Annotated in this window: 10 protein-coding genes and 1 tRNA gene; all 11 read right to left on the bottom strand. The window is 66.7% G+C overall.

Features of this window, described 5'->3' with window-relative positions; genetic code table 11:
• On the bottom strand, nucleotides 1–2,262 hold a 2,262-nt coding region (rpoC, locus tag Q7W29_12705; GenBank protein ID MDO9172678.1), incomplete at its 3' end, for a DNA-directed RNA polymerase subunit beta'.
• Nucleotides 2,263–2,290: 28 nt separating this feature from the next.
• Nucleotides 2,291–6,133, bottom strand: coding sequence for a DNA-directed RNA polymerase subunit beta (gene rpoB / locus Q7W29_12700; GenBank protein MDO9172677.1), 3,843 nt, complete (start codon nucleotides 6,131–6,133; stop codon nucleotides 2,291–2,293).
• A gap of 115 nt (nucleotides 6,134–6,248) precedes the next feature.
• Nucleotides 6,249–6,635, bottom strand: a complete 387-nt coding sequence (gene rplL, locus Q7W29_12695) for a 50S ribosomal protein L7/L12 (GenBank protein ID MDO9172676.1) — start codon at nucleotides 6,633–6,635, stop codon at nucleotides 6,249–6,251.
• A gap of 72 nt (nucleotides 6,636–6,707) precedes the next feature.
• Complete coding sequence (rplJ, locus tag Q7W29_12690) at nucleotides 6,708–7,226, bottom strand: 50S ribosomal protein L10 (GenBank protein MDO9172675.1); 519 nt, start codon at nucleotides 7,224–7,226, stop codon at nucleotides 6,708–6,710.
• A 55-nt stretch (nucleotides 7,227–7,281) separates the two neighbouring features.
• Nucleotides 7,282–7,974, bottom strand: a complete 693-nt coding sequence (gene rplA / locus Q7W29_12685) for a 50S ribosomal protein L1 (GenBank protein ID MDO9172674.1) — start codon at nucleotides 7,972–7,974, stop codon at nucleotides 7,282–7,284.
• A 114-nt stretch (nucleotides 7,975–8,088) separates the two neighbouring features.
• A complete protein-coding gene (gene rplK, locus Q7W29_12680) occupies nucleotides 8,089–8,511 on the bottom strand; it encodes a 50S ribosomal protein L11 (protein MDO9172673.1) in 423 nt (140 codons plus the stop codon).
• A 203-nt stretch (nucleotides 8,512–8,714) separates the two neighbouring features.
• Nucleotides 8,715–9,506: a transcription termination/antitermination protein NusG gene (nusG, locus tag Q7W29_12675; GenBank protein ID MDO9172672.1), complete on the bottom strand. Its 792-nt coding sequence runs from the start codon at nucleotides 9,504–9,506 to the stop codon at nucleotides 8,715–8,717.
• A 169-nt stretch (nucleotides 9,507–9,675) separates the two neighbouring features.
• A complete protein-coding gene (gene secE / locus Q7W29_12670; GenBank protein MDO9172671.1) occupies nucleotides 9,676–9,867 on the bottom strand; it encodes a preprotein translocase subunit SecE in 192 nt (63 codons plus the stop codon).
• Between the two features lie 26 nt (nucleotides 9,868–9,893).
• Nucleotides 9,894–9,969: transfer RNA gene (locus tag Q7W29_12665), tRNA-Trp, on the bottom strand.
• A gap of 19 nt (nucleotides 9,970–9,988) precedes the next feature.
• The gene (rpmG, locus tag Q7W29_12660; GenBank protein ID MDO9172670.1) at nucleotides 9,989–10,141 is read right to left on the bottom strand and encodes a 50S ribosomal protein L33; all 153 of its coding nucleotides are present in this window, start codon (nucleotides 10,139–10,141) and stop codon (nucleotides 9,989–9,991) included.
• Nucleotides 10,142–10,194: 53 nt separating this feature from the next.
• A partial coding sequence (gene tuf / locus Q7W29_12655) for an elongation factor Tu (protein MDO9172669.1) occupies nucleotides 10,195–10,346 on the bottom strand: 152 nt, incomplete at its 5' end.

Here is a 10,346-nt window from a genome sequence, read left to right as displayed (position 1 = left end):
CGACAGCCCCTCGCGGACGTTCGAGAGGATGGGCTGCTCGTTGATCTCGCCGAAACCGCCCGTCACCTTCGTCTGTGGCTTGGCCATCAGGCCGCGCATGCCGGCCAGCTGCTTGATCTGGTCTGCCGAGCCGCGGGCGCCCGAGGCGTTCATCATGTAGACCGAGTTGAAGCCCTGGTCGTCGTTCTTCAGGTTGTCGAACATGCGGTCGCGGACCTCGTCGGACACCTGGGTCCAGAGATCGATGACCTTGTTGTAGCGCTCGCGGTTGGTGATGACGCCCTTGCGGTGCTGGCTCACGATCTCGTCGACGCGCCGCTGGGCCGCGGCGATGATCTCCTTCTTGGCGTCGGGGATCAGGATGTCGTCGATGCCGATCGTGATGCCCGCCTCGGTCGCGTGGTGGAAGCCCAGCTGCTTGAGGCGGTCCAGGAACTGCATGCAGCCCGTGGCGCCGTAGCGCTGGTGGACGTCGCCCACCAGGGCGGCCAGGGCCTTCTTGTTGAAGGCCTGGTTCGTCCAGGTCATGCCCTCGGGCAGGATCTGGTTGAACAGCAGGCGGCCGATGGTCGTCTCGCGGATCTCGCGGACGCCGGCGGCGTCCGTGAAGCGGATCCGGATCAGGGCGTGCTTGTCGATCAGGCCGGCCCGGAACGCGGCCTCCGCGTCCTCCGGGCTGGCGAAGACCTTGCCGCTGCCCTTGGCGCCGGGGCGCTCCTGGGTCAGGTAGTAGCAGCCCAGCACCATGTCCTGCGAGGGCGTGGCGATGGGGGTGCCGCTGGCCGGCGACAGGATGTTGTTCGGCGAGAGCATCAGCAGGCGCGCCTCGAGCTGGGCCTCGTAGCCCAGCGGCACGTGCACGGCCATCTGGTCGCCGTCGAAGTCGGCGTTGAAGGCCGCGCAGACCAGCGGGTGGATGCGGATGGCCTTGCCCTCGACCAGCACCGGTTCGAAGGCCTGGATGCCCAGGCGGTGCAGGGTCGGCGCGCGGTTCAGCAGCACCGGGTGGTCCTTGATGATCTCCTCGAGGATGTCCCAGACCTCGGGGCGCTCCTGCTCGACGAGCTTCTTGGCGCTCTTGACGGTCTGGACGTACCCCTCCTCCTCCAACTTGCGGATGATGAAGGGCTTGAACAGCTCCAGGGCCATGGTCTTGGGCAGGCCGCACTGGTAGAGCTTCAGCTCGGGGCCGACCACGATCACCGAGCGGCCGGAGTAGTCGACGCGCTTGCCCAGCAGGTTCTGGCGGAAGCGGCCCTTCTTGCCCTTGAGCATGTCGCTGAGCGACTTCAGCGGCCGGTTGCCCTGGCCCTTGACGGCGCGCGAGCGGCGGCCGTTGTCGAACAGGGCGTCGACGGCCTCCTGCAGCATGCGCTTCTCGTTGCGCAGGATGACGCCGGGGGCCTTGATCTCGATCAGCTTCTTGAGCCGGTTGTTCCGGTTGATGACGCGCCGGTACAGGTCGTTCAGGTCGCTCGTGGCGAAGCGGCCGCCGTCCAGGGGCACCAGCGGGCGCAGGTCGGGCGGCAGCACCGGGATGCAGTCCAGGATCATCCACTCGGGCTTGTTGTTGGAGCCGCGGAACGACTCGAGGATCTTCAGCCGCTTCAGGACCGACTTCTTGCGCTGGACCGAGGTCTCGGTCTTGACCTGCGCGCGCAGCTCGGTGGCCAGCTGCTCGAGGTGGAGCGACTTGAGCAGGGTGCGCACGGCCTCGGCGCCCATCTCCAGCTCGGCCACCCAGTCGGGGTGCTCCTCCTTGAGGTCCCACCACTCCTCTTCGCTGACGATGTCGCCCTGGCGCAGGTCGGTGTTGCCCGGGTTCATCACCACGTAGGACTCGTAGTAGAGCACCCGCTCGAGGTCCTTGAGCTTCATGTCCAGCATGTGGCCGATGCGGCTGGGCAGGCCCTTGAAGAACCAGATGTGGGCGATGGGCACGGCCAGCTCGATGTGGCCGAGCCGGTCGCGGCGCACCTTGCTCTGGGTGACCTCGACGCCGCACTTGTCGCAGACGATGCCGCGGAAGCGGATCCGCTTGTACTTGCCGCAGTTGCACTCCCAGTCCTTCACGGGACCGAAGATGCGCTCGCAGAACAGGCCGTCCTTCTCTGGCTTGAACGTCCGGTAGTTGATGGTCTCCGGCTTGGTGACCTCGCCGTAGCTCCACTCCCGGATGGTATCCGGCGACGCCAACTGGATGAGGATCGAGTTGGCCTCGTTGTTCGGCTCGTGATCTTCCACGGTCTTCAGACCCAGCATCTGCAACCTCCTCGCGGACCCGTCGGGATCAGCGGTTTGGACTCAACTGAGGGGCCTCTTCGAGGCGCACATCCAGGCACAGGCTCTTGAGTTCCTTCATCAGCACGTTGAAGGACTCGGGGATGCCGGGCTCGGGCGGGTTCTCGCCCTTGACGATCGCCTCGTAGACCTTCGAGCGGCCGGTCACGTCGTCGGACTTGACCGTCAGCATCTCCTGGAGGCAGTTGGCGGCGCCGTAGGCCTCCAGGGCCCAGACCTCCATCTCGCCGAAGCGCTGGCCGCCGAACTGGGCCTTGCCGCCCAGGGGCTGCTGCGTGACGAGGGAGTACGGGCCGATCGACCGCGCGTGGATCTTCTCCTCCACCAGGTGGTGGAGCTTCAGCATGTAGATCGTGCCGACGGTGACTTCCTTGTCGAAGGTCTCGCCGTTGCGGCCGTCGATCAGCGGGGTCTTGCCGCTGCGGGGCAGGCCGGCGGCCTCCAGGGCGTTCTTGATCTCCTCGATCGTGGCGCCGTCGAAGACCGGGGTCTGGACGCGCAGGCCCATGCGGCTGGCGGCCCAGCCGAGGTGGGTCTCGAGGATCTGGCCCAGGTTCATGCGGCTCGGCACGCCCAGCGGGTTCAGCACGATGTCGACCGCCGTGCCGTCCGCCAGGTGGGGCATGTCCTCCTCGGCGAGGATCTTCGAGACGACGCCCTTGTTGCCGTGGCGGCCGGCCATCTTGTCGCCCACGTTCAGCTTGCGCCGACGGGCGACGTAGACCTTCACCAGCTTGACCACGCCCGGGGGCAGCTCGTCGCCGCGCTGGACGCGCTCGCACTGCTTCTCGTACTCGACGTCGATGCGGTCCAGCTCGCGGTAGGCCGAGTCGAACACGTCGCGCAGGCGCTGGTCGACCTTGGCGTCCTTGACCAGGGGCAGGCCCCAGTGGACGGCCGCGAGGTCCAGCTCTTCGAGGACCTTGGCGGTGAACTTGCGTCCCGCCTTGACCAGGACCTCGCCCGTGTTGGCGTCGATCACGTGGTGCGCGATCTGGCCGTCGAACAGCTCGCCGAGGCGCTCGGAGCGCAGGTACTCCACCAGCTCGCGCTTGCGGTCGCGGTCGCGGCGCAGGGCGTCGAGCTTGCGCTTCTCGTCCTTCTTGGAGCGGTCGACCTTGTCCTGGCGCGAGAACACGTTGATCCCGACCACGACGCCGTCCATGCCCGGGGGCGCCTTGAGCGAGGCGTCCTTCACGTCGCCGGCCTTCTCGCCGAAGATCGCCCGCAGCAGCTTCTCCTCCGGGGACAGCTCGGTCTCGCCCTTGGGCGTGACCTTGCCGACCAGGATGTCGCCGGCCTTGACCTGGGCGCCGACGTAGATGACGCCCATCTCGTCGAGGTTGCGCAGCGCTTCCTCGCCCACGTTGGGAATCTCGCGCGTGACCTCCTCGACGCCGCGCTTGGTGTCGCGGACCTGCAGCTCGAACTCCTCGATGTGCAGGGAGGTGAAGACGTCGTCCTTGACCATCTTCTCGGAGACCAGGATGGCGTCCTCGAAGTTGTAGCCGCCCCAGGGCATGAAGGCCACCAGCAGGTTGCGGCCCAGGGCCAGCTCGCCGTTCTCGGTGCTCGGGCCGTCGGCCAGCACGTCGCCGCGCCGGATCTTCTGGCCCGGCTTGACCAGGGGCTTCTGGTTGTAGCAGGTGTCCTGGTTGCTGCGGCGGAACTTCTTCAGCTTGTACTCCACGATGCCGCTGGCGTCGAAGAAGCTCTTGGCCTGGATGCGGTCGGGGTGCTCGTACTTGATGGTGATCGCATCGGCGGTCACGCGCTCCACGACGCCGTTGTCCAGGGCCGTGATCACGGCGCCGGTGTCGATGGCGATCTTCTTCTCCATGCCGGTGCCGACCACCGGGGACGCGGCCCGCAGCAGGGGCACCGCCTGGCGCTGCATGTTGCAGCCCATCAGCGCGCGGTTGGCGTCGTCGTGCTCGAGGAAGGGGATCAGGGACGCCGCCGCCGACACGATCTGCTTCGGCGACACGTCCATGTACTCCACCTCCTTGGGCGAAACCACGGGGTACTCGCCGCGGCGGCGGGACAGCACGCCCTTGTTGACGAAGCGGCCCTTCTCGTCGAGGGGCGCGTTCGCCTGGGCGATCGTGTACTTGTCCTCTTCGTCCGCCGTCAGGTAGTAGGTCTTGCGCTCGACGACGCCGTCGACGGCCTTGCGGTAGGGCGTCTCGATGAAGCCGAAGCTGTTGATCCGGGCGTGGGTCGCCAGGCTCGAGATCAGGCCGATGTTCGGGCCTTCCGGCGTCTCGATCGGGCACATGCGGCCGTAGTGCGTGTAGTGCACGTCGCGGACCTCAAAGCCCGCGCGGTCGCGGTGCAGGCCGCCCGGTCCCAGCGCCGACAGGCGGCGCTTGTGCGTCAGCTCGCTCAGCGGGTTGGTCTGGTCCATGAACTGGCTGAGCTGGCTGCTGCCGAAGAAGGACTGGATCACGGCCGACACGGTGCGGGCGTTGACCAGGTCCACGGGCGTGATGGTCTTCTCCTTGTCGGAGAGGTTCATCCGCTCCTTGATGATGCGCGCCATGCGCGACAGGCCCACCGAGAACTGGTTGGCCAGCAGCTCACCGACCGAGCGCACGCGGCGGTTGCCGAAGTGGTCGATGTCGTCCACGTCGCTGCGGCCCAGGAACAGGCCCACCATCTCGTGGATGATGGCCAGGAAGTCCGCCGGGGTCAGCGTGGTGGTGGACGGCGGCACCGTCAGCTTCAGCCGGTGGTTCAGCTTGTAGCGGCCCACCTCGGCCAGGTCGTAGCGCTTCTCGTGGAAGAACAGGCGCTCGAACAGCACCCGCGCGACCTCCTCGTTCGGGGGATCGCCGGGGCGGAGCAGCTGGTAGAAGCGGCGCAGGGCCTCGTCCTGGTTGGTCGTCGGGTCCTTGCGCAGGGTGTTCAGGATCAGGCTCGGCTCGTTGAGCGTGACCTGGCCCTCGGAGATGACGGCCATCTCGCCGGAAGCCTGGGCGAGGATGGTCTCGAGCAGCAGGGGGTCGACGACCTGGCCGGCTTGGGCCAGGCGCTCGCCCGTCTCCCCGCTGTAGACGTCCTTGGCGAGGATGCGGCCCTCGAGCGTGTCGGCGCGCTTGGTGCCCTTGCGCGGCACGTTGAAGGTCTCGATCTCGTGGAACAGCGGGATGATGTCCTCGTTGGTGCTGAAACCCAGCGCCCGCAGGAGCATCGTCACCGGCTGCTTGCGCTTGCGGTCGATGTGCACGAACAGCATGTCGTTGATGTCGGTGCTGAACTCGACCCACGAACCGCGGTACGGGATGATGCGCGACTTGAACAGCTTGCGGCCGTTCGGGTGGTACTCGTCGCTGAAGAACACGCCCGGCGAGCGGTGCAGCTGGCTGACGATCACGCGCTCGGCGCCGTTGATGATGAAGGTACCCTTGTCGGTGATCAGCGGCAGCTCGCCCAGGTAGACCTCGGACTCCTGGATGTCGCGGATCTGCAGCTCCTCGTTCTGGTTGTTCTCGTCCTCGTCCTTCACCACCAGCTGCATCTTGACCTTCAGCGGCGCGGCGAAGGTCAAGCCGCGCTCCTGGCACTCCTCGATGCCGTACTTGGGCTCGCCCAGGGCGTAGCTGCGGTACTCCACGGTCAGGTGCCCGCGCGTGGACTCGATGGGGAAGATGGACTGGAACACGGCTTCCAGGCCGCTGCTCTTGCGCTTGTCCACCGCCAGGCCCGTCTGCAGGAAGTCGTTGTACGACTCCAGCTGGACGGCGAGGAGATTCGGCATCTCGTCGTCGTGGCTCAGCTTGGAGTAGTTGACGCGGCCGGTGAACTTGTCGACGGAGGTATTGCTTGCCACGGGTCGTCACCTCGCCAGGGGGGGTACCGTTCCTTCCGGGCGCCGCGGGGCGGCGCACCGGACGATCTCCCCCCGCCCGGCGCGGCCGGGCGGGGGGACGTGCGGGACGCGCGGCTTACTTCAGGTCGATGATCGCGCCGACCTCTTCGAGCTTGGCCTTGATCTGCTCGGCCTCGGCCTTGGAGACGCCTTCCTTCACGGCCGAAGGGGCGCCCTCGACGAGGTCCTTGGCCTCCTTGAGGCCCAGGCCGGTGATGGCCCGGACTTCCTTGATGACCTGGATCTTCTTGTCGCCCGCGCCGGTGAGCATGACGGTGAACTCGTCCTTCTCCTCGACGACGGCCGCGGCGGCCGGGGCGGCCATCATGGCCATGGGAGCGGCGGCGCTGACGCCGAACCTCTCCTCCATCGCCTTCACCAGGTCGGCGGCCTCGAGGACCGTCATGGACTCGATCATCTCCAGGACCTTCTGACCATTCGCGCTCAGATTGATCTCCGACATCTCTCTCTCCTTGTTCCGCGGCGCCGGAGGCGCCGTCGTGTCTGGTTGAAACCGGTCAGGGCAGCGACGGCGTCAGGCCGCCTTCTGCTTGGCGACCGCATCGACGGCCCGCACCACGGCGCTCATGACGCCGTTGAGGGTGCCGGCGATCCCCGTCAGCGGGGCGTTGATGCTGCCCATCATCTGCGCATACAGTTCGTCCCGGCTCGGAACCCTGCTCAGCGCCTCGACCTGTCGGGCGGTCAGGAAACCGCCATCCACGTAGCCGCCGCGGATCTTCAGCTTGTCGACGTCCTTGGCGAAGTCGACGACGATCTTGGCGGGGTCTACCTGGCTGTCGGCGCTGATGATCAGGGCCATGGGGCCGGTGAGGTGCTCCCTGAGCACCGTTACGTTCGCCTGGTCGGAGGCGATCTTCGCGAGGCGGTTCTTCACCACGCGACAGACGACGTTCTTCTCGCGGCACTTGACGCGGAAGGCGGTCATCTGGGCCACGGTCATCCCCTGGTAGTCGGCGAGCACGACGCTCTTGGCCGACTGGAGATGCGCCGTGATCGCCTGGACCTCGGCTGTCTTCTCGGGACGTGCCATCGAGGCACCCTCCTTCGGTAACGCTCAGCCCGGGGCGGAGCGGTCTGCTCGAATGCTAATGGCTCATCGCCGCGTGCTCGATGCGGATGCTCGGCGTCTGGGTCCCCGAAACGAAGACCGAGCCGACGTAGGGTCCCTTCAGCGACGCGGGCTTGGCGCGCACCAGCTCCGTGAACAGCGCCGTTGCGTTCTCGACCAGGGCCTCCGGAGCGAAGGACCGCTTGCCGATGCCGCAGTGGATGATGCCCGCCTTGTCGACGCGGTACTCCACGCGGCCGGCCTTGGCCTCGCGCACCGCCTTGCCGATGTCCATGGTCACGGTGCCCACCTTGGGGTTGGGCATCAGACCGCGGGGACCGAGCATCCGCCCGCGCTTGCCGAGCTCGCCCATCATGTCGGGGGTGGCGATGATGACGTCGGTATCCGTCCACCCCTTGTCGATCATAGCGAGATAGTCGTCGGAACCGACCATGTCGGCGCCGGCGGCCGTGGCCTCGGCCTCTTTCGGGCCGCGAGTGATCACGAGCACGCGCACGTCCTTGCCGGTCCCCCGGGGAAGCACGACGGTGCCGCGGACCATCTGGTCCGCGTGGCGCGGGTTGACGTTGAGCCTGACGGCCACGTCGACCGACTCGTCGAACTTCGGCTTGGGCATCCGGTCCAGGAGGGCGAAGGCCTCGGCCAGGCTGTAGCTCCTGGTCCGGTCGACCTGCTCCTTGGCGTTGCGCCAGTTCTTGCCGTGTTTCATGCCGATGACTCCCTGTGACTGTGATGGGTCGAAGGGGCTTGCGCCTCCTGCTTCTCCGGTGCCGGTGGCCCGGGGCCCCGGCGCCGTGTCTTCCCAGTCACGGGACGGAAGGTCCTAGCGAACCTCCAGCCCCATGCTGCGAGCGGTGCCGGCGATGGTCTTCATCGCCGCCTCGATCGACGCCGCGTTCAGGTCCACCATCTTCATCTCCGCGATCTCGCGGATCTGCTGGGGAGAGACCCGTCCGCAGGTCGTCTTGCTCGGCTCCTTGCTGCCGGACTCGATGCCGGCGGCCTTCTTGAGCAGGACGGAAGCAGGAGGAGTCTTGGTGATGAACGAGAAGCTCCGGTCCTGATAGACGGTGATGACCGCGGGGATCACCAGGCCCATCTGGTCCTTCGTCCTCTCGTTGAACGCCTTGCAGAACTCCATGATGCTGACACCATGCTGGCCGAGCGCCGGTCCCACCGGGGGGGCGGGATTGGCTTTGCCGGCCTGGATCTGCAACTTGACCTGTGCGAGGACTTTCTTAGCCATTCGCTGCTCCTACTGCGTGTCTCGGACTGCATCTCGGGAGGTCCGCCGCCGCTGCGACGGTATCGCGCCGTCCACAGGCGCACCATTTGCGCCGCCGGGCCTCCACTCGCTGTATGCGCCCCTGCGGGGTGAGAGAAACCCCTACGGGACCGGTTCCGAACGCGCCAGACTCGCGGGTGCGGAACCCATCGAGACCGGCCGGGTCAGACGTCCTTCACCTGAAGGAAGTCCAGCTCGACCGGGGTCTCCGATCCGAAGATCGAGATCATCACCTTGAGCTTGCCCTTGTCGTGATTGATCTCGTTGACGACGCCGATCCAGTCGGTGAACGGGCCGTCGATCACCTGGACGCTGTCCCCCACCTGGTAGGGGATCTCCAGCAGCGTGCCCGCCTCTTCCGACTTGGTCATGCGGCCGAGGATGCGATCGACCTCGTCGGAGTCGATCGGCTGCGGCCGCAACTGCGTGCCCCCGATGAAGCGGGTCACGCCGGGGATGGAATTGATGAAGTGCTGCGTCTCCTTGGTCATGATCATCTCGACCAGGACGTAGCTCGGGAAGAACTTGCGCTTGGTGGTCGAGCGCTTGCCGTTCTTCATCTCGGTGACGTCCTGCGTCGCGACGAGCACCTCGCCGAACAGGTCTTCGAAGGCGTTGGCCTTGATCGCCGTCTCGATGTTGCGCTTGACCTTGTTCTCGTGGCCGGTGTTCGCATGGATCACGTACCAGCGCATGCCGCGCCGGCGCTTCTCCTCCTCGGGGAGGCGGCCGGCGGCCGGCGCTGCCGCGGGCGCCTCCGCGGGCGCCTCCGCAGGCGCCTCCGCGAGCGTCTCCGCGGGCACCTCCAGGGGCGCGGCCACGGGCGCTTCCGCCTCGTCGCCGAAGGCGAACAGGTCGCCGCCGTGCAGCGGCGTCTCCGCGGCGGCGGCGGGGTGGTCGCCGTCGAGACCCTTGAACAGGGGCTCCTCGCGCAGGTCCTTGGCGTCGTCTGACACGATCGTTCCTCCGTCCGCGGCGAGCGGACTCGTCCTGCAGGGATGAAAGACAAAGAAACACCCGGACCGGTAACACCTACCGGCGGGCCGTCCCGTCGACCTCGCGATCCGATCCGCGGCGCCCTTCGCTCCTTGCGCGAGCGAACCCTGCACGTGCCAGGGGCGCCGGCTACGTCATCAGGATCAGCTGCCTCTGGATGAAGCTCAGCACCTGATCGACGATGAAGATGAAGACCGTCACCACCGCGACCGTGGCCAGCACGACCAGGGTGGACTCGCGCAGCTCCCGCCACGTGGGCCAGGAAACGCGCTTCATCTCCTGGCCGGTCTCCCGCATGTACAGCGTCAGCCTGTTGAACATCCCGTTTTTCCCCTCGACGGTCAGGCTGGCAGGGGCGGCAGGATTCGAACCCGCGACCCTCGGTTTTGGAGACCGATGCTCTACCAGCTGAGCTACACCCCTGCCTGGACCGTTCTCGCGTCTAGCGCGTTTCCTTGTGCGGCGTATGCTTGTCGCACCGCGGGCAATACTTCTTGTACTCCACCCGATCGGGATGCAGGCGCTTGTTCTTCTTCGTGGTGTAGTTCCTCATCTTGCACGTGTTGCAGGAGAGGATCACCAGGTCCCTGGGCATGATCGCACCTCTCGACTAGCCGCGGCGACGTCGCCGGCGGCGCCGTTGCTGGACTACTTCAGGATCTTGGCGACAACCCCGGCACCCACCGTGCGGCCGCCCTCGCGGATCGCGAACCGCAGGCCCTCTTCCATCGCGATCGGCGTGATCAGCTCGATCGTCATCTTGATGTTGTCGCCCGGCATCACCATCTCCACGCCCTCGG

The sequence above is a fragment of the bacterium genome, assembly GCA_030654305.1.
Lineage (GTDB): Bacteria > Krumholzibacteriota > Krumholzibacteriia > LZORAL124-64-63 > LZORAL124-64-63 > PNOJ01.
The sequence above is the reverse complement of the archived record's forward strand: the minus strand, read 5'-3'. Positions and strand labels throughout refer to the sequence as shown.

Bases quoted from the DNA above. Each gene is read 5' to 3' on its own strand.
- rplL (MDO9172676.1), bottom strand. From the start codon at position 6,635: ATGTCGGAGATCAATCTGAGCGCGAATGGTCAGAAGGTCCTGGAGATG.
- rplJ (MDO9172675.1), bottom strand. From the start codon at position 7,226: ATGGCACGTCCCGAGAAGACAGCCGAGGTCCAGGCGATCACGGCGCAT.
- rplA (MDO9172674.1), bottom strand. From the start codon at position 7,974: ATGAAACACGGCAAGAACTGGCGCAACGCCAAGGAGCAGGTCGACCGG.
- rplK (MDO9172673.1), bottom strand. From the start codon at position 8,511: ATGGCTAAGAAAGTCCTCGCACAGGTCAAGTTGCAGATCCAGGCCGGC.
- secE (MDO9172671.1), bottom strand. From the start codon at position 9,867: ATGTTCAACAGGCTGACGCTGTACATGCGGGAGACCGGCCAGGAGATG.
- rpmG (MDO9172670.1), bottom strand. From the start codon at position 10,141: ATGCCCAGGGACCTGGTGATCCTCTCCTGCAACACGTGCAAGATGAGG.